The sequence below is a fragment of the Streptomyces sp. NPDC058231 genome, assembly GCF_042882275.1.
Lineage (GTDB): Bacteria > Actinomycetota > Actinomycetes > Streptomycetales > Streptomycetaceae > Streptomyces.
This window is the reverse complement of record NZ_JBHVWN010000002.1, coordinates 26,916-46,350: the sequence shown is the minus strand read 5'-3', so window position 1 is coordinate 46,350 and position 19,435 is coordinate 26,916. Positions and strand designations below refer to the sequence as shown.

The window sequence follows — 19,435 nt, the reverse complement described above, 5'->3', positions numbered from 1 at the left end:
CATCCGCGTTCCCGCCGTGCTGATGACTGTCGTCATCGGCGCGGCGGGAGCCGCCTCCTGCAGCCGGAACAGCCCCGGAACGGCAGCGTCCGAGCGTACGAAGGCGGCAGCGCCTCATCCTGAGCCGTCCAGGACGCGGACTGCGCCGCGTGCTGCCGATCTGCCGAAGCACGCGGTAACCGGCGACAAGCGGCCCAGCTTCGGCGCGGCGGACACGATGGCCTCGGGATACACCGGGAAAGAATTCCTCACCGGGCTCTCGAGAGAGTGGAAGCTGAAGCTGGACAAGCCCGTTGAGCAGGAGATGCCCGACGGGAAAAAGAGAACTTATGTCCACGGACGCGGCGGGAACGGGGTGACGGTTTCGGCCGGATACGCCGATCACGAGAACATGTCGTCTCTCCTGTGCGGAACCAGCACGAACCAATCCGATGGTTTCGACTTCCTCGCTTCCTGCACCGGACTCGACGTGGCGGGAGTAGACCACGGAAAGGCGTCTTCGTGGCTCGAGCAGGCGAAGAAGGAGACCGATTCCCTGTATGAGAAGAAGGTCGCCGAGTTGGGAAACAAGATGGAGTACGTCGTCAGTGGGGTCTTCACCTCGGGTCCGGTGACGATGGTTCTGCACCGGGCGTATGACAAGTATTCACTGAGGATTCTCGGAGGCGCGGTGTCATCCAGCAAGTAGCCGGCTTCCGGACGTGAAGGTCCCTGCCGGCGACGGCAGGGACCTTCGCTCTGCAAGCGTGTGGTCTGCCCCTGGAACGCCTTGACGGAAAAAATCCGCTCCATGGGGGCTAGCAAATGAGTTCCGCTGTCTTTTCCTTGTACTCCTGCATTTCACCTGCCTCGTAGCCCGCTTCCTTCAGACTCTGCATCAGCGACGCCGTGTCGCCGCACAGGCGGGGACGCTGCTGATCGAGGTAGGACTTGACGCCTTCGGCGGGCAGTTGTTCCCAGGTCCGTTTGATATCTTCGTTCTTCTCGTGCGCGTAGGAGAACTCGACCCATTCCTTTTCCCGGTCGGTCAGGCGGGATGTGTTGATGGAAGTGCTGCTTCCCCCGCATGCGGCGACCATGAGTGTGCATGCCACCACGAGAAATGTGCGCGCTTTATTCACAATGCTCTCTTCTGAGTAGATTCCAGAGGCGCATTGTACTGCATGTACGCGTCAATCGCCCGAACGGAAATATCCTGAATTGCGCACGGCGCAAAGTCCCAGGGAAGTCCCAAGGTCACCGCCACACCCCCTCCGAATCTGTATGTGCGCAGCTCGGGTGGGGTGTGGCGGAGTGGTCACTTGTCCAGTCTCAGATGTCCCGGAAGATCTCGATCTGGGCGCCGACCGAGTTGAGCCGTTCGGCCAGTTCCTCGTAGCCGCGGTTGATGACGTACACATTGCGCAGGACGGAGGTCCCTTCGGCCGCCATCATCGCCAGCAGGACCACCACGGCGGGGCGCAGCGCCGGCGGGCACATCATCTCGGCCGCGCGCCACCGGGTCGGACCCTCCACCAGAACCCGGTGCGGGTCGAGGAGTTGGAGTCGGCCGCCCAGGCGGTTGAGGTCGGTCAGATAGATCGCCCGGTTGTCGTAGACCCAGTCGTGTATGAGGGTCTGGCCGTGCGCCGAGGCGGCGATGGCCGCGAAGAACGGCACGTTGTCGATGTTGAGGCCGGGGAACGGCATCGGGTGGATCTTGTCGATCGGGGCCTCCAGCTTGGAGGGCCGGACCGTCAGGTCGACCAGCCGGGTACGGCCGTTGTCCGCTGCGTACTCCGCCGTGCGGTCGCAGTCGACGCCCATCTCCTCCAGTACCGCGAGCTCGATCTCCAGGAACTCGATCGGGACCCTGCGGATGGTCAGCCGGGACTCCGTCACCACGGCGGCGGCGAGCAGACTCATCGCCTCGACCGGGTCCTCGGAGGGGGAGTAGTCGACGTCCACGTCTATGTGCGGCACGCCGTGCACGGTCAGCGTCGTCGTACCGACGCCGTCCACCCGTACGCCCAGCGCCTCCAGGAAGAAGCAGAGGTCCTGGACCATGTAGTTGGAGGACGCGTTGCGGATGACGGTCGTGCCGTCGTGGCGGGCGGCGGCCAGCAGTGCGTTCTCGGTCACCGTGTCCCCTCGCTCCGTCAGCACGATGGGGCGGTCCGGGGTGACCGAGTGGTCTATCTGTGCGTGGTACAGGCCCTCGGTGGCGGCGATCTCCAGGCCGAACCGGCGCAGTGCGATCATGTGCGGCTCGATGGTCCGGGTGCCGAGGTCGCAGCCGCCCGCGTAGGGCAGTTTGAACCGGTCCATGCGATGCAGCAGGGGGCCGAGGAACATGATGATGGACCGGGTGCGGCGGGCTGCGTCCGCGTCGATGGCGTCCATGTCGAGCCGGGCCGGCGGGACGATCTCCAGATCGGTACCGTCGTTGATCCACCGGGCGCGGACACCGATGGAGTTCAGCACTTCGAGGAGGCGGTAGACCTCTTCGATCCGGGCGACCCGGCGCAGCACCGTACGCCCCTTGTTGAGCAACGAGCCGCAGAGCAGGGCCACGCAGGCGTTCTTGCTGGTCTTGACGTCGATGGAGCCCGAGAGGCGGCGTCCGCCGACCACCCGGAGGTGCATCGGCCCGGCATAGCCGAGCGACACGATCTCGCTGTCGAGTGCTTCACCGATACGGGCAATCATCTCAAGACTGATGTTCTGATTGCCGCGCTCGATGCGGTTCACGGCGCTCTGGCTGGTGCCGAGCGCCTCGGCGAGTTGGCTCTGTGTCCAGCCCCTGTGCTGGCGGGCGTCACGTATGAGCTTGCCGATGCGTGCAAGGTAGTCGTCTGACATGACGCCAGGTTATCTCAAATATGAGATGTCAATGAGGCGGGGCCGTGGTGTTCGAGTGACGCATGTGAAGCGCTGGAGGGGGCGCGGGCGCACTAGGGAGCGCGCCCTCGGAAAAGGACGCGCCACCCGGTCCCACTGTCCGCCTGTTGCGGCGGTTCGGCACGCCGGGCGGGTCCGACCGGGTGTCGCGGAGTGAGCGCCCCGGGGTCGGACGGGCCGGCATCCGGTCCGGCCTCCGTTGTCCGGGTGCGGGACGCCGGTTCGTGCTCACGCGTCGAGAACCGCGATATCGATCCGGCGCAGACGCTCCGGGTCCGCGATCACGTCGATCCCGGTGATCACGCCGTCGGTGATCGTGAACGCGAGTACCAGGAACAGTCGTCCACCAGGGGCCATCACGAGTCCGGCCGTTCCGTCGACCAGGCCGGTCCGGGTGGACCGGGCCCGTCCCATGGCGGCCATCGCCCCCTCGGCGACGGTGCGGGCGCCGCGGACGACGACGGGCGTGGGGGTGGGGATCACCGCGGGGTCGGCGCGGAGGACCACGTCCGGGTGGAGCAGCCGTACCAGTGCGTCGAAGTCCCCGCCGCGGGTGGCGGTCAGGAAGGCCTCGACGACGCGACGCTGAAGCGCCGGATCGGCGGCGGGCGCAGGGGAGACCCCCTTGACCCGGCGGCGGGCGCGGCTGGCGAGCTGCCTGGTCGCGGTCGGGGAGCGCTCGATCATCGGGGCTATCTCGTCGAAGGGCACCGCGAAGAGGTCGTGCAGCACGAAGGCGATCCGCTCGGCCGGTGACAGCGTGTCCAGCACCACCAGCAGGGCCAGGCCGACCGAGTCGGCCAGGATCGCCTCCTCCTCGGGAGCGCCGCCGTCCCGGTGGCCCGCGACCGGTTCGGGGGCGGACGCGCCGAGAGGTTCCTCACGCCGTGACTCCCGTGCGCGCAGCATGTTCAGACACACCCGGGCCGCCACCGTCGTCAGCCATCCGCCGAGATTCTCGATGCCGGCCGCGTCGGTGCGGCCGAGGCGCAGCCAGGTCTCCTGGACGGCGTCGTCGGCCTCGCTCACCGAGCCGAGCATCCGGTAGGCCATCGCTCGCAGACGGGCCCGTTCTCCCTCGAATCGCTCGGCCTGCCGCGTGCGCTCGTCCATCCGGTCCGTTCCCCTCGCCGCAGGTGTGGAGGTGCTCCCTCGTCGGCCGCAGCCGATTGTGGCCGCAGGGGCGTCCCGTGGGCAGGCGAATCGGGGAAGAGCACGGGCCCGGACCGGGCGCAGGGCGCCCGCACCGTCGCCGGCGCGTCCGGAGGGCGCCTGCACGACTTGGCTGAACAGCTCCCGCTTCGAGCCGAAGTACTGCATGGCCAGAGCCGGATCGACGCTCGCCGCGGTCGCCACGGCGCGAACGGTGGTGCGCGAGTCCGTGACTGCACGGATGGCTCGGGAGTCGCCGGCGCCAGGGCGTGACGGCCCGACCGGTACAGCGGCAGCCCGACCTGGGACCGGACGGTACGGAGCCTGTTCGGTCCTGGCCCCCGGGATCCGTCTCGACGAACCGAGTCTCTACGTCTCACCCGATCCGGTCCACGCGGACGAGCGCGGGCGAGGGCGACTGACTTCGTCGGGGCAGGACAGGGGCAGCCGCGCATGACCCGTCGGCGGTGATGTACTAGAGTTATCTCGACATCGAGATATCTGCCGAGGGTGCACCGCGCCGCCGAGAGGTAAGGGTTACCTAACTAAGCCTTACCTTAGCGGATGGTCGAGGAGCCGTAGGCGGCACCACGCGGCGCCCGCCGAAAAAGAGGCGCGGCGCGGTAGTACGCGCACATTGATGAAGGAGACTGTCGTGTCGGCGAACAGCTTCGACGCCCGCAGCACGCTGCGCGTGGGCGACGAGTCGTACGAGATCTTCAAGCTGGACAAGGTCGAGGGCTCCGCGCGCCTCCCTTACAGCCTGAAGGTGCTGCTGGAGAACCTGCTCCGCACCGAGGACGGCGCGAACATCACCGCCGACCACATCCGGGCGCTGGGTGGCTGGGACTCCCAGGCCCAGCCCAGCCAGGAGATCCAGTTCACGCCGGCCCGCGTGATCATGCAGGACTTCACCGGCGTTCCGTGTGTCGTGGACCTCGCCACCATGCGTGAGGCCGTGAAGGAGCTCGGCGGCGACCCGGCGAAGATCAACCCGCTGGCGCCGGCCGAGCTGGTCATCGACCACTCCGTCATCGCGGACAAGTTCGGCACCAAGGACGCGTTCGCGCAGAACGTCGAGCTGGAGTACGGCCGCAACAAGGAGCGCTACCAGTTCCTGCGCTGGGGCCAGACCGCCTTCGACGAGTTCAAGGTCGTCCCCCCGGGCACCGGCATCGTCCACCAGGTCAACATCGAGCACCTGGCCCGTACGGTCATGGTCCGGAACGGCCAGGCGTACCCCGACACCCTCGTCGGCACCGACTCGCACACCACCATGGTCAACGGCCTCGGCGTGCTGGGCTGGGGCGTCGGCGGCATCGAGGCCGAGGCCGCGATGCTCGGCCAGCCGGTCTCGATGCTCATCCCGCGCGTCGTCGGCTTCAAGCTGACCGGCGAGCTGAAGCCCGGCACCACCGCCACCGACCTCGTGCTGACCATCACGGAGATGCTCCGCAAGCACGGCGTCGTCGGCAAGTTCGTCGAGTTCTACGGTGAGGGCGTCGCCGCCACCTCCCTCGCGAACCGCGCCACCATCGGCAACATGTCGCCGGAGTTCGGCTCCACCGCCGCGATCTTCCCGATCGACGACGAGACGCTGAAGTACCTGCGCCTGACCGGCCGTGACGAGCAGCAGGTCGCGCTCGTCGAGGCGTACGCCAAGGAGCAGGGCCTCTGGCTCGACCCGGCCGCCGAGCCGGACTTCTCCGAGAAGCTGGAGCTCGACCTCTCCACGGTCGTCCCCTCCATCGCCGGCCCGAAGCGCCCGCAGGACCGCATCGTCCTCGCCAACGCCTCGCAGCAGTTCGCGCAGGACGTCCGCAACTACGTCTCCGAGGACGAGGAGTCGGGCAAGGAGTCCTTCCCGGCCTCCGACTCGCCGGCCTCCAGCAACGGTGTGCCGTCGCGTCCGACCACGGTGACGGCCCCCGACGGGACGACGTACGAGATCGACCACGGCGCCGTCACCGTCGCCGCGATCACCTCGTGCACCAACACCTCGAACCCGTACGTCATGGTCGCCGCCGCGCTCGTGGCCAAGAAGGCGGTCGAGAAGGGCCTGACCCGCAAGCCGTGGGTCAAGACCACGCTCGCCCCGGGCTCCAAGGTCGTCACCGACTACTTCGACAAGGCGGGCCTGACCCCGTACCTCGACAAGGTCGGCTTCAACCTCGTCGGCTACGGCTGCACCACCTGCATCGGCAACTCCGGCCCGCTGCCGGAAGAGGTCTCCAAGGCGGTCAACGAGCACGACCTGGCCGTGACCTCGGTGCTCTCCGGCAACCGTAACTTCGAGGGCCGGATCAACCCCGACGTCAAGATGAACTACCTGGCGTCCCCGCCGCTGGTCGTCGCGTACGCCATCGCCGGTTCGATGAAGGTCGACATCACCAAGGACGCCCTGGGCGTCGACCAGGACGGCAAGCCGGTCCACCTCGCGGACATCTGGCCCACCGAGGCCGAGGTCAACGACGTCGTCGCCAACTCCATCGGCGAGGACATGTTCAACAAGTCCTACCAGGACGTCTTCGCGGGCGACGCCCAGTGGCAGGCGCTGCCGATCCCGACCGGCAACACCTTCGAGTGGGACGCCGAGTCGACCTACGTCCGTAAGCCCCCGTACTTCGAGGGCATGACGATGGAGACCACCCCGGTCTCCGACATCGCCGGCGCGCGCGTGCTCGCCAAGCTGGGCGACTCGGTCACCACCGACCACATCTCCCCGGCCGGTGCGATCAAGGCCGACACCCCGGCCGGCACGTACCTGACGGAGCACGGTGTCGAGCGCCGCGACTTCAACTCGTACGGCTCGCGCCGCGGTAACCACGAGGTCATGATTCGCGGCACCTTCGCGAACATCCGCCTGCGCAACCAGATCGCCCCGGGCACCGAGGGTGGCTACACCCGCGACTTCACCCGGTCCGATGAAGGTGCGCCGGTGTCGTTCATCTACGATGCCTCGCAGAACTACCAGGCCGCGGGCGTCCCGCTGGTCATCCTGGCGGGCAAGGAGTACGGCTCCGGCTCGTCCCGTGACTGGGCCGCCAAGGGCACCGCGCTCCTCGGCGTCAAGGCCGTCATCGCCGAGTCGTACGAGCGCATCCACCGCTCGAACCTCATCGGCATGGGTGTCCTGCCGCTCCAGTTCCCGGAGGGCGCGACCGCCGAGACCCTCGGCCTCACCGGCGAGGAGACCTTCTCCTTCACCGGTGTGACGGAGCTGAACAACGGCACCACGCCGCGCACGGTGAAGGTCTCCACCGACACCGGTGTGGAGTTCGACGCGGTCGTCCGCATCGACACCCCCGGCGAGGCGGACTACTACCGCAACGGCGGCATCATGCAGTACGTGCTCCGCAGCCTGATCCGCAAGTAGGGTCCGGCAGGAACAGCAGGCAGGGCCGCATCCCGGTGACGGGATGCGGCCCTGCCGCGTTCACGCGGCGGCGGTGAACGCGTGAATGCCGTGCAGCTGGGTCATGACGTCCCGCAGCGAACGGCAGTCCCGCGGCCCCGCACCCGGCGCGGGACGGCTGCCGCCGTGACCGCCCTCCAGCGCGTCGGCAGCCGACGACAGCGCGGTCGTCACCTGCTCCACCTCGGCCGGGGAGGGCCGGGGCACACCGTGCTCGACCCGGAGCGCGCACACGGCGGCCGCGTCGACGATCAGTTCCGCGGAGGCCGTCACGGCCGACCAGTCGCGCCTCTTCCCCCCGTACGGGCCCGGCAGTTCGGCCGCGGCCGTCTCCGCGGCCGCGCGTGCCTCGGCGAGCGCGCGGTACGCGGCGTTGCGCAGAGCCGGCCCCTGCGCGCCCGGCCTGCGCGGGGCCAGCGACCCTTCCGGCCCGGCCAGCACATGGCGCAGATACCGCTCGGTGCAGCGCAGCGCGACCGCGTACCGGTGGCCCACCCGCACCCCGGGGTCGGCCAGCCGTGGAAGGTGCCCGACGAGCAGCACGATGGCGCAGGCGAGAGTGGTCTCCAGCAGCCGGGCGGGAGCGGCCTCGGTGTCACCGGCCGTGCGGACGAAGGAGAGCACCAGCACCGTGATCACCGCGGTCTGCAGACCGAAGTGGCGTACGGAGAACGGGATCAGCGCGCCACCCGCGACGACCAGCGCCACGGTGGCCGGGGCGCCGAGCCCGCCGGGAACCGCCGTGCACAGGACGAACGCCAGTACCCCGGCGACGGTGCCCGCGAACCGGTTCACCACCCGGGAGAACAGCGGCCCCATGTCCGGCTTGACGAGGAACGCGGCGGTGGCCGGCAGCCAGTACCAGTGCGCCTCGTGCAGCGTCTGTGCCACCGCACCGGTGACCGTGACGCAGAGCGCCACCCGCAGCCCGTACTCCCTCCCGGCGGGCGACCGCATGCTCCGCCACGGCCGCGCCGGCGCGGTGACCTTCCTCGGGCCCGGGGAGGCGGCGCCGTGAAGCGTCCGGTCGAACACCACGGCGGCCTCCAGCAGCGCCCGGTCGAACGCCGCCCGCCCCACCGTGTCCGACAGCGGGCTCGGCAGCAGCCCCACCGGGCCGCCGGTCCGTACGGCGGCGGCCAGCCTGCGGGGTCCGTCGGCGACCTCGCCGGGCACGGCGCGACCTTCCCACAGCAGCGCGATGCCCGCCTCGCACAGCGCGACGGCAGCGCCGAGACGCTTGGCCAGCGGATGGCCCGCAGCGCCGGCCCGACCGGGCCAGGGCAGCAGCCGCATCAGACGTAGCGCCTCGTCCGCCTGCTGCTGCGCGGCGACCAGCCTGCGGCGCGCGGCCGGGCCCCGAGGTCCGCCGAATGCGTGCAGAGCGTCCGCCAGCGCGTCGAACACGGCGGCGACCGCCTCGTGTTCACCGTTCGACCGTACGGGCCCGCCGGGCCGCGGCGTCCGCGGGACCAGGCGCAACAGCAGCAGCCAGGAGGCGCCGGAGAGGAAACAGCCGGCCTTGAACCAGGCCGGACCCGGCATCGGCATCCCCAGGCCGATCGTGGTGGCGACCAGCAGCTGGAGGGCGGCCGCCGACCACACCGGACCCACCGTGCTGAGCGCGCCGGAGAACCATCCCACCAGGAAGAGCACGGGCACCGCGGCCCAGGCTCCGGCACTGTCCGCGACCGTGGTCCCGACCAGTATCCCGAGCGATCCGGCCAGGGCGGGCAGTCCGATGCCCACCGCGCCCCTGCGCCGGGTCCCCGGGCGGTCGTTGACCCCGGCGAGCATCGCTCCGAGCGCCGCGAGAACTCCGGGCCCCGTGTGCTCCGTGACGATTCCGGCGCCGAGCAGCGGCCCCGCCGCCAGCGCGCCACGCACCATCGCGGTCCGGGGAACGGGAGCCGGGCGCCGGCTCAGCGGGTGGGTGAGCCAGACGGGCGCGGGGCGCCGGACGGACCGGGCACCGCGACGTACCGGGACATGCACGGCTGACCTCCTCGTACACCGGCCGGACAGGATCCGGGGCTGTCGGGGCGGGCGACGTCGGCCGCATGCCGTCGACCGTAACAGGACGTCTTGTCGATCGGACTGCGGCCAGGTTTCCACGGTGTGATCTCCTGGCGGTCGGCAGCCTCGTCCGGGACGGCAACGGCCTCGCGGGAGATTCCGGGCAGGCGGCGCGAGGGTCCGTGGCAGTGGCGTCGGACTTGTCTCGCACACCCGTCCGATGGCTTCAACTTGCTTACGTCTCCGCGCACATGGGTACGCGGCGTGCGCCGGGGGACCCGGGTCCGACGGTCTATCGTGGGCGCCATGTCCACCCCTGAACTCATCCGCATCGTGTCCCGCGACTCGCCCATGGCCCTCGCCCAGGTGGCCCGGGTCCGTGCCGAGCTGGCCGCGCTCCTCCCCGGCACCGCCACCGAGGTCGTGGCCGTCAAGACCACCGGTGACAGATGGATGGGCGATCTCGCCCAGGTCGAGGGGAAGGGGGCGTTCACCAAGGAGGTCGACGCGGCCCTGCTCTCGGGCGAGGCGGATCTCGCGGTGCACTGCGTCAAGGACATTCCCGCCGACCGGCCGCTGCCCGCCGGCACGACCTTCGCGGCCTTCGTCGAACGGGACGACATCCGGGACGCGCTCGTTCACCCGGGCGGACTCTCCCTCGACCGGCTCCCCGACGGAACCCGCATCGGCACCTCATCCGTACGGCGCAGTGCCCAGCTGGCCGCATCCCACCCGCACCTGCGCTGCGTGCCGATGCGGGGCAACGCCAACCGCCGTCTGGAGAAGCTCGCCGCGGGCGAGGCGGATGCGCTGCTGCTGGCCGTCGCGGGGCTGGAACGCATCGACCGCATGGACGTGGTCACCGAAGTCCTGCCGGTCGAGGTGATGTGCCCGCCGATCGGAGCCGGGATCCTCGCCCTCCAGTGCCGTGAGGGGGACACGGCGCTGATCGACGCGGTCAGCGGTCTCGGTCACCCCGCGACCCACCGGGAGGCCACCGCCGAGCGCATGTTCCTCCACGTGCTGCAGGGCCACTGCAACAGCCCCATCGCCGGCTACGCCCGGACCGAGGGATCCGGTGAGCTGTCGCTGCGGGCGAAGGTCTTCACCCCCGACGGCAAGGTGATCCTCAACGCGCACGAGTGGGCGGGGCGCCTGGACCCGGCCACGCTCGGAACATCTGTCGCGGTGGCCCTTCTGCGGCAGGGCGCCCGAGAACTCATTGACAGCATCCCGCACTGAACCGCCGCGGACTCCGCCCGCTGCCGCACCCGGAACGAGCACCGGCCGCCGTCTCGCGGGCCATCCGGAATGCGATCGTGGACCGATGGGTTTCCACGTTACGCAGTACGCGGCGTGACCAGCACAGAGAGCGGATGGCATCCATGGGCGAGTTGATCCTGATCCGGCACGGCGAGACCGAGTGGTCCCGGAACGGGCGCCACACGAGCCACACCGATCTGCCCCTGACCGAACGGGGCGAGCGGCAGGCCCGCGCGCTCGTGCCGCTGATCGCCGATCTGAAGATCGGTCTCACCCTCGTCAGCCCGGCCCTGCGGGCCCGCCGCACCGCCGAGCTCGCGGGGCTGTCCTCGCCCCGTATCACCCCGGACCTGCGCGAGTGGGACTACGGCGGCTACGAGGGGGTGACCACCGTCGAGATCTACCGCACCCGGCCCACCTGGAACCTGTGGACGGACGGCGTCGCCCCCGGACCCGAGTCCCACCCCGGGGAGACGCCGGCCGACGTGGGGGAACGGGCGGACCGGGTACTGAGCGAGGTCCGGGCGGCCGCCGAACAGATGGGGGACGCGGACATCGCTCTCGTCGCGCACTCCCACTTCCTGCGCGTGCTCACCGCCCGCTACCTGGGGCTGACTCCGGCCGGCGGCACCATGTTCCAGCTCGCCACGGGGGCCGTCTCACGGCTCGGCACCGAGCACGGCAAGCCGGTCGTCACCGCACTGAACCTGGCGCTGCCGGAGAGGCTTCTGCGCGGGGCACTGCCGGATCCGGCGGAGTGGGGCTGACCCCGGCGGACGAGCTGGACGGACGGCCGGTCCCCCCGGAAGGACAGACGGCCGGTACCCCCCGGAAGGGAGGTACCGGCCGTCCGCGTCACACGTGACGAACGCTGGATCAGGAAAGCAGCTCCAGCTCCGCGAGGCTCCCGTCACCGGCGGGAACCAGACGGTAGTGCGCGTACGACCCCGGGTTGCTCACCGAGAACACCCGCGTCTGCTTGTCCCACGCGAACGACTGTCCGGACCGCTTGTCGAGGTCCTTCCAGGTCGTGCCGTCCGACGAGCCCTGCAGCACCCAGCCCGTCGGCGCCTTCGCCGCCGAACCCGACGTCAGCGTGTACTGGACCGCCTTCGTCGCCGATCCGACCGGCAGCTCCACCGAGCCGCTCACCGTCGCCGTGGTGGCCGACGTGTTGTCGAACAGTGCGCCCTCACCCTTCAGGGCGTCCGTCCGGGGCGACGGAGTCTTGTCGTCCGTGGTGATCGAGGTGGGGGCCGCGTTCTTGCCGGTGCCCCACGACGACGGCTTGGAGCCCATGTCGAAGTCCAGGACGCCGCCCTTGGCCAGCAGGTCGTGCGGCAGCGACGTGGACGTCCAGGTCTTGCCGTTGACCTTCAGACCCTGCACGTAGATGTTCTTCGTGCTGTTCTTCGGAGCCTTGACCACGAGGTCGTGGCCGTTCTCCAGGTGCACGGTCGTCTTCGTGAAGAGCGGGGAGCCGATCGCGTACTCGCCACTGCCCATCACCAGCGGGTAGAAGCCGAGCGAGGAGAAGAGGTACCAGGCCGACTGCTCGCCGTTGTCCTCGTCACCGTGGTAGCCCTGGCCGATCTCGCTGCCCGTGTAGAGACGGCCGAGGACCTCGCGGACCTTCTCCTGGGTCTTCCACGGCTGCGACGCCGCGTCGTACATGTACGTGACGTGGTGCGCGACCTGGTTGCTGTGGCCGTACATGCCCATGCGTACGTCGCGGGCCTCCGTCATCTCGTGGATGACTCCGCCGTACGAGCCGACGACGTCCGGTCCGGCCGTCTCCGGCGTGGAGAAGTACGTGTCGAGCTTCTTCGCCAGGCCGTCGCGGCCGCCGTACAGGTTCGCCAGACCGCGGCTGTCCTGCGGCGCCGTGAAGGCGTAACCCCAGCCGTTGGTCTCCGTGTAGTCGTAACCCCAGATCCGCGGGTCGTACTGGTCGGACGGGACGCGCCAGTCACCGTCGGCGTCCTTGCCCTGGAAGAAGCCGGCCTTGGTGTCGAAGAGATCGACGTAGTTCTGGGCCCGGTTGAGGAAGTACTCGGACTCCTCCTTGTACCGCTGCTTCTTCGTCTTCTTGTAGAGCGCCTTGCCCATCTGGGCGATGCCGTAGTCGTTGAGGTAGCCCTCGAGCGACCAGGACAGACCCTCGTGCGTCGACGTGTTCGCGTATCCGTCGAACGGGGAGGTCTCCATCCCCTTGCGTCCGACACCCGACGTCGGCGGGACCACCGTGGCGTTCTTCACGGCCGCGTCGTACGCCGCCTCGGCGTCGAACTTCACGCCCTTGACGTACGCGTCGGCGAACGCCACGTCGGACGAGGTGCCGGTCATCAGGTCGGCGTAGCCGGGGGAGGACCAGCGGGAGATCCAGCCGCCGTCCTTGTACTGCTGGACGAACCCGTCGACCATCTCGCCGGCCTTCGTCGGCGTGAGGAAGGAGTACGCGGGCCAGGTGGTCCGGTAGGTGTCCCAGAACCCGTTGTTGATGTACACCTTGCCGTCGACGATCTTCGCGCCCGTGTGGGTCGGGGAGTCGGGGACGGGCTGCGCCGAGAACGGGCTGGCGTACTTGTCCTTGCCGTCGACCTTCTCGAAGCCCGAGTTCGGGTAGAGGTAGAGACGGTAGAGGCTGGAGTAGAGCGTGGTCAGCTGGTCGGCGTTGGCACCCTCGACCTCGACCTTGCCCAGGATGCTGTCCCAGGCGTGCTGCGCCCGGTCCTCGATCCGCTCGAAGGAGCTGGAGGCGGGGATCTCGGAGGCCAGGTTCTGCTTCGCCTGGTCGACGCTGATCAGCGAGGTGGCCAGTCGCAGGTTGACGGTCCGGTCCTTGCCCGCGTCGAAGCGGAGGTAGCCGGTCACGTCGTCGCCGCCACCACCGGGCAGCTTGCCGCTCGCGGTGACCGGCGCGTCGAAGACGCCGTACACGAACAGCCGGGTGGCACCGGTGGAGAGGCCGCTCTTCACGTCGGAGAAGCCCGTGAAGGAGCTGGTCTTCGGGTCGAGCGTGAGGCCACCGGCGTTGGAGATGTTGTCGAAGACGATGCTCGCGTCGTCACCCGGGTACGTGAACCGCATCCGTGCCGCGTGATCGGTCGGAGTCATCTCGGCCTTGAGGCCGTTCTCGAACTTCACACCGTAGTAGTGCGGCTTCGCCGTCTCGTTCTCGTGCTTGAACGGCAGTGCGCGCGCGGTGCGGGAGGCGTCCGGGGTGCCCGAGGCCACCGACGGCATCAGCTGGAACGTCTGCCGGTCGCCCATCCAGGGGCTCGGCTCGTGGCTCGCGCTGAACGCCTGCATGGTCGGCAGGTTGTCGTCGTTGTTGGCGCGCGCGTAGTCGTACAGCCAGCTCGTCGACCCGGCGTTGGTGACCGGAGTCCAGAAGTTGAAGCCGTTCGGGACCGCCGTGGCGGGGAAGTTGTTGCCGCGCGAGAAGCCGCCGCTGGAGTTGGTGCCGCGGACCGTCGACGCGTAGTCGGACAGGTGCGCGCGGCGCTTCTCCGGAGCCTTCGGGGCGATCTTGATGTCGTCGATCCAGCCCTGGAACTTCGCCGGGCCCTTGGGGGAGTCGTACGCCACCAGGATCCGGTCGACGGTCTTGCCCGCCGCGACCGTGCCGATGCGCGAGTCGACCTTGTTCCACTGGTTGACGTACAGCCGCTTGGCGTCCGCCTGGCCCTGCGGGGTCAGCAGACCGCCGTTGCTGTCGGTGGCCCGCAGATCGCTCAGGTACGTGCCGTCCGTGAACGCCAGGTCCACCGCCACATGCGTGGCGGGGTAGGAGAGGTCGGTCTCGCCCATCTGCGGGTAGACCAGGTAGGAGAGGTCGGTGTCACGGGTGACGGCGGTGTTGACGTCGAAGACCTTGTTGTACGAGTAGGCGTGACCGTCCGCCTTGTGCGTACCCGCGTACCGCAGGGCCTTCGTACCCGTGAAGCCCGCGCCCGACTTGGCGGTGGGCGAGCCCGAGGGGCCGTGGTCGACCTGGCTGCGCATCTCCGCGGGTGCCGGGGTGCTGGTGTTGCCGTCGGAGAACTGGACGTCGGCGAGCTGGGTCGCGTCCGAAGCGCCGTTGTTCTTCGTGATGTTGAGCCGGAAGTGCTGGTAGGCCGCGTCGGCCGTGAAGTCGTACGACTTCGTCTGGAAGCGCTCGGTGAAGGACTGGTCGGTCCTGGTGTCGAGGTCCTTCCACGTCTTGCCGTCGTCCGAGCCCTGAAGGGTCCAGTCCTTCGGGTCGCGCTCGTCGTGGTCGTTGGCCGACGTCAGTGCATAGGTGACGACCTTGACCGGCGCCTCGAGGTCGAACTCGACCCAGGCGGTGGGTTCGAAGGACAGCCACTTGGTGGAGGACTCCCCGTCGACGAGGTTCTCCTTGACCTCGCCGCCGCCGCTGTTCTCATCGCTGGCCCGGACGTCCGTGACCTTGTCCGTGACATTTCCCGGTATTCCGGAAGAGAAGCCACCATCGATGCCGGATGACCGATTCTTTCCGTCCGGCCCGACTTCCACGGTGTTGCGCCAGTCCGGCTGCTTCTCGTCCGTTTCGAACGACGAGCTGAACGTCTGGTCACCTGTGGGCCTTTCACCCCTTTCGGTGGACCTTGCCGACTGGGCGAAGGCCGCCGAAGGGGCGGTCACCACCAGGACCAGCGAAGCCGCGATGAGTGCGGCCGTACGGCTTTGTCTCTTGCGAGAACCATGTCGGGGCTGCATGCCGAGCCATTCCTCCCGAGGATGTGCGCCTGGACAACGTTGTCAGAGTGATGCGCAGGATCTAGTAGGGAGCCAAGTGACTGGATGTGTCAAGGGCGTTGGGCACGAACGGCCGGGAGAATCGACCGTATTGCGGAAATCGTTACACCCGGACGCATGCATGCGAGGTCCATGTATCTGTGAGGTCTCAACTCGGGAAAGACTGCCGCTCAAAGGTGCATTCGATCTTGCCCACCCCACTGCAAGTGGACTATACCTGTCGGCGTCCGCCCCGCCGTTTCCACGCGGGCGACACGGGGGCAGGGGCAACGGCCGAAGGGTGCCGCAGGTGCATCCACTGCTCGACATCCCGAATCCCCGCTGTATCTGGCTAGCCTGCAAAATCAGCACAACCCAAGCGCAACTGACCGCGGTGGCGGGGCCCTTCGCCTGAGGCGAATTTCGACGGGCGACCGGTACACACCGCCTGAGTCCTGGAGAAGGCGAGGACTTGAGCATGGGATCCACCTCCGGCCACACGAATGAGGGCCTTGGCCGTCGCGACGTGATCAAGCGTTCTGCCGCACTCGGTCTGATCACCGTTCCGACGATGAGCTTCCTGTCGGCATGTGCGAGCAGCGACAGCGGCAGCGACAACACGGTCAAGAAGGGCAAGACGAGCGCCAAGAACCCGCTCGGCGTCAACGAGACCGCCCCCCTCGACGTCGTCATCTTCGACGGCGGTTTCGGTCAGCAGTACGCGATCGACGCGGAGAAGAAGTACAACGCGGCGTTCCCGAAGGCCCCGAAGGTCAAGCACAGCGCGACCCAGAAGATCCAGTCGCAGCTGCAGCCGCGCTTCAACGGCGGCACCCCGCCGGACCTGATCGACAACTCGGGTGCCGAGCAGATGGACATGGGTGTCCTGGTCGGCAAGAAGCAGCTGCTCGACCTGACGCCGCTGATGGACGCCCCGTCCATCGACGACCCGAGCAAGAAGGTCCGCGACACGCTGCGTCCCGGCGTCCTGGAGATGGGCCAGTTCGACGGCGACCCGGTCTGGATCATGTACTACGCGTACACGGTCTACGGCGTCTGGTACTCGCAGACCGCGCTGGACAACCTCGACGCGCAGTACCCCGAGAACTGGGACGACATGCTCGCCCTCTGCGAGAAGGCGAAGAAGAAGGGCATCGCCGGCTGGACGTACGCCGGTAAGTACCCCTACTACCTGCCGTTCTCGCTCTACCCGTTCATCGGCAAGATCGGTGGCCGGGAGGTTCTCGACAAGATCGACAACCTGGAGCCGAACGCCTGGAAGGACCCCGCGGTCAAGGCGGCGTTCGAGGCGTACTACGAGCTCTACAAGAAGGGGTACATCCTCAAGGGCACCCCGGGCCTGACCCACATCCAGTCGCAGACCGAGTGGACCAAGGGCAAGGCGCTCTTCATCCCGAACGGTTCGTGGGTGGAGAACGAGGCGGCGCCCACCACGCCCAAGGACTTCAAGATGATGGTCTCGGCGCCGTCCAGCCTGGACTCGTCGGACAAGATGCCGTTCGGCACCATCTGGGCCTCCGGCGGCGAGCCCTTCGTCGTCCCGGCCAAGGCGAAGAACCCCGAGGGCGGCATGGAGCAGCTGCGCATCATGCTCTCCGAGGAGTCCTCGAAGAACTTCACCAAGCAGGTCAAGTCCCTCAGCGCCTTCAACGGTGGCACCGACGGTCTGACCCTGTCCACGGCCATGCAGGCCGGTGTCGACGCGCTGAAGAAGGCCGGCGACAACGTGGTGAACCCGCGTCTGCAGGACTGGTACGTCAAGCTCCAGAAGGAGCAGATCGGTGTCGCCGGCATCGGCGAGATGATGGCGGGCCGCGCGACCCCGGCGGAGGCCATCAAGAAGATCCAGGCCTTCGCGGACGCGGCGGCCAAGGACCAGTCCATCAAGCACTACAAGCACCAGTGAGCAACCGTCACCAGCGGCGGCACCCGCGGAAAGATCGGGGTCGGTAAACGATGCAGCACGGCAAGTACCGCTTCATTGTGGGGTTCCTGGCAGCCCCACTGGCGTTGTACGCGGTCTTCGTCATTTGGCCGTTCATCCAGTCCATCTACTACTCGTTCACGGACTGGACAGGTCTGAGCCCGGACTTCAAGATGGTCGGGTTCGACAACTACACCAGGATGCTGAAGGACGACATCTTCTGGAAGTCCTTGCAGCACAGCGTGTTGCTTGTGCTGCTGCTGCCGCTGGTGACGCTGGGCCTGGCGCTTTTCTTCGCCTTCATGCTCAATGTCGGTGGCCGACGGCGCAAGGACGCCACGGTCGCCGGCGTGCGGGGCTCGGGCTTCTACAAGATCGCCTATTTCTTCCCCCAGGTGCTCTCGATCGTCATTGTCGCCCTGCTCTTCCAGTTCGCTTTCAATCCCCGCGACGGGATGCTGAATGCGACGCTGAAGGGGATCGGTCTCGGATCCATTCAGCCGGACTGGCTGGGTGATCCGAGCCTCGCGCTCGTCTGCGTCATGTCGGTGCTGATCTGGTCGACGGTCGGATTCTTCGTCGTCCTGTTCTCCGCCGGAATGGCGTCCATTCCGAAGGACTTCTACGAGGCGGCGCTCCTCGACGGGGCCAATCGTTTCACGACGTTCTTCAGGATCACCCTGCCGCTGCTCTGGGACACGGTGCAGTCGGGCTGGGTCTACATGGGAATCCTGGCCCTCGGCGTGGAGGCCTTCACGGCCGTACAGGTCATGACCGTGGGTCCCGGTGGTCCCGCCTACTCGACGACGGTCCTCCCGCTGTACGTGTACCAGACCGCTTTCCGTGACGGCCAGGCAGGATACGCAACAACGATCGGTGTCGGACTGCTCATCGTCACCATGGCCTTCGCGGCCATCGTGATGCGACTGGGCCGGCGCGAGCGGCTGGAGTTCTGATGAAGACGACTGACACCCCTCCCGCGCCTGCGGCGGACCGCGTGCCCGTGTCGAAGGTGACCGTGCCCGGCGGCAAGAAGGAGAAGGGCAGCGAGGGTCAGGTCCTCAATGTCTTCTCGCACGGTGTGCTGATCATCTGGGCGATCCTGGTCGTCATGCCGCTGCTCTGGGCGGTGATGGCCTCTTTCAAGACCGACGACTCGATTCTGTCGACGCCGTGGGCGCTGCCCGACAAGCTGCACTTCGACAACTGGTCGCGCGCCTGGAGCCAGGCGCACATGAGCGACTACTTCTTCAACACGATCATCGTGGTGGGCTGCTCGCTCGTCGGCACGTTGCTGCTGGGTTCCATGGCTGCGTACGTGCTGGCGCGGTTCGACTTCCCGGGGAACCGCTTCCTGTACTTCCTGTTCATCGGCGGGATGAGCTTCCCGATCATCCTGGCGCTGGTTCCGCTGTTCTTCGTGATGAACAACATGGGCCTGCTGAACACGCGACACGGACTGATCCTGGTCTACATCGCGTACTCACTGCCGTTCACCGTCTTCTTCCTCACCTCGTTCTTCCGGACGCTGCCGACCTCGGTGGCGGAGGCGGCGATGCTCGACGGGGCCTCGCACACCCGGACGTTCTTCCAGGTGATGCTGCCGATGGCGAAGCCCGGCCTGATCAGCGTCGGTATCTTCAACTTCCTCGGACAGTGGAACCAGTACATGCTGCCCACGGTGCTCAACACCGACCCGAAATACCGGGTGCTCTCCCAGGGCCTGGTCGAACTGGCCAACAGCCAGGGCTACAAGGGTGACTGGTCCGGTCTCTTCGCCGGTCTGGTGATGGCGATGCTGCCGGTCCTCGCGGCCTACATCATCTTCCAGCGCCAGGTCGTCGCGGGTCTGACCGCGGGAGCCGTGAAGTAGCGCCGCACACTTCTTGCACACAGAAAAACCGCCCGTCGGCCACATGCCGGCGGGCGGTTCGTCTGTTTTTCGTGGTCGCACCGGCTGCACAGGCTGCTCATCCGAGGCTTCCACTGCTCAAGGTCTTGACGGGGAGTACCCCAAAACG

General features: G+C 67.9%; 12 protein-coding genes. 7 read left to right on the top strand and 5 right to left on the bottom strand.

The annotated features are described in order from the left end of the window. Window positions 1-22 precede the first annotated feature (22 nt). Window positions 23-688 carry a hypothetical protein gene (locus tag ACFVXE_RS01730; RefSeq protein ID WP_389668142.1) on the top strand — a complete coding sequence of 222 codons (666 nt, stop codon included), beginning with the start codon at window positions 23-25 and terminating at the stop codon, window positions 686-688. Between the two features lie 109 nt (window positions 689-797). On the opposite strand, the gene ACFVXE_RS01725 is transcribed toward ACFVXE_RS01730, so the two are convergent. From ACFVXE_RS01725 to ACFVXE_RS01715, 3 genes are all read right to left on the bottom strand, one after another. Next, window positions 798-1,121 (bottom strand): hypothetical protein, encoded by a 324-nt coding sequence (locus tag ACFVXE_RS01725; RefSeq protein ID WP_389668140.1) that lies wholly within the window; start codon window positions 1,119-1,121, stop codon window positions 798-800. 190 nt (window positions 1,122-1,311) lie between these two features. Next, on the bottom strand, window positions 1,312-2,841 hold the full coding sequence (locus ACFVXE_RS01720) for a helix-turn-helix domain-containing protein (protein WP_389668138.1): 1,530 nt from the start codon (window positions 2,839-2,841) through the stop codon (window positions 1,312-1,314). Window positions 2,842-3,108: 267 nt separating this feature from the next. Beyond that, window positions 3,109-3,993, bottom strand: a complete 885-nt coding sequence (locus ACFVXE_RS01715; protein WP_389668491.1) for a sigma-70 family RNA polymerase sigma factor — start codon at window positions 3,991-3,993, stop codon at window positions 3,109-3,111. Between the two features lie 694 nt (window positions 3,994-4,687). On the opposite strand from ACFVXE_RS01715, the gene acnA reads away from it, so the two are divergent. Then, window positions 4,688-7,408 carry an aconitate hydratase AcnA gene (gene acnA, locus ACFVXE_RS01710; RefSeq protein WP_389668136.1) on the top strand — a complete coding sequence of 907 codons (2,721 nt, stop codon included), beginning with the start codon at window positions 4,688-4,690 and terminating at the stop codon, window positions 7,406-7,408. Window positions 7,409-7,468: 60 nt separating this feature from the next. Here the strand turns inward: acnA and ACFVXE_RS01705 are convergent, their stop codons facing one another. After that, window positions 7,469-9,442 (bottom strand): FUSC family protein, encoded by a 1,974-nt coding sequence (locus tag ACFVXE_RS01705; RefSeq protein ID WP_389668134.1) that lies wholly within the window; start codon window positions 9,440-9,442, stop codon window positions 7,469-7,471. A 327-nt stretch (window positions 9,443-9,769) separates the two neighbouring features. On the opposite strand from ACFVXE_RS01705, the gene hemC reads away from it, so the two are divergent. After that, a complete protein-coding gene (gene hemC / locus ACFVXE_RS01700; RefSeq protein WP_389668132.1) occupies window positions 9,770-10,705 on the top strand; it encodes a hydroxymethylbilane synthase in 936 nt (311 codons plus the stop codon). A 143-nt stretch (window positions 10,706-10,848) separates the two neighbouring features. Next, the gene (locus ACFVXE_RS01695; RefSeq protein WP_389668130.1) at window positions 10,849-11,493 is read left to right on the top strand and encodes a histidine phosphatase family protein; all 645 of its coding nucleotides are present in this window, start codon (window positions 10,849-10,851) and stop codon (window positions 11,491-11,493) included. Window positions 11,494-11,602: 109 nt separating this feature from the next. On the opposite strand, the gene ACFVXE_RS01690 is transcribed toward ACFVXE_RS01695, so the two are convergent. Next, window positions 11,603-15,451, bottom strand: a complete 3,849-nt coding sequence (locus ACFVXE_RS01690) for a GH92 family glycosyl hydrolase (RefSeq protein WP_389668128.1) — start codon at window positions 15,449-15,451, stop codon at window positions 11,603-11,605. Window positions 15,452-15,947: 496 nt separating this feature from the next. Between ACFVXE_RS01690 and ngcE the strand changes: the two genes are divergently transcribed. From ngcE to ACFVXE_RS01675, 3 genes are read left to right on the top strand one after another with little or no spacing between them, the layout of a single operon-like run. Beyond that, window positions 15,948-17,396 (top strand): N-acetylglucosamine/diacetylchitobiose ABC transporter substrate-binding protein, encoded by a 1,449-nt coding sequence (gene ngcE, locus ACFVXE_RS01685; protein WP_389668126.1) that lies wholly within the window; start codon window positions 15,948-15,950, stop codon window positions 17,394-17,396. A gap of 50 nt (window positions 17,397-17,446) precedes the next feature. Continuing rightward, entirely contained in the window at window positions 17,447-18,370 is a 924-nt protein-coding gene (locus ACFVXE_RS01680; RefSeq protein ID WP_389668124.1) for a carbohydrate ABC transporter permease, read from the top strand. Then, window positions 18,370-19,287, top strand: a complete 918-nt coding sequence (locus ACFVXE_RS01675; RefSeq protein WP_389668122.1) for a carbohydrate ABC transporter permease — start codon at window positions 18,370-18,372, stop codon at window positions 19,285-19,287. The genes ACFVXE_RS01680 and ACFVXE_RS01675 overlap by 1 nt, the downstream gene beginning before the upstream one ends. The last annotated feature ends 148 nt before the right edge of the window (window positions 19,288-19,435 follow it).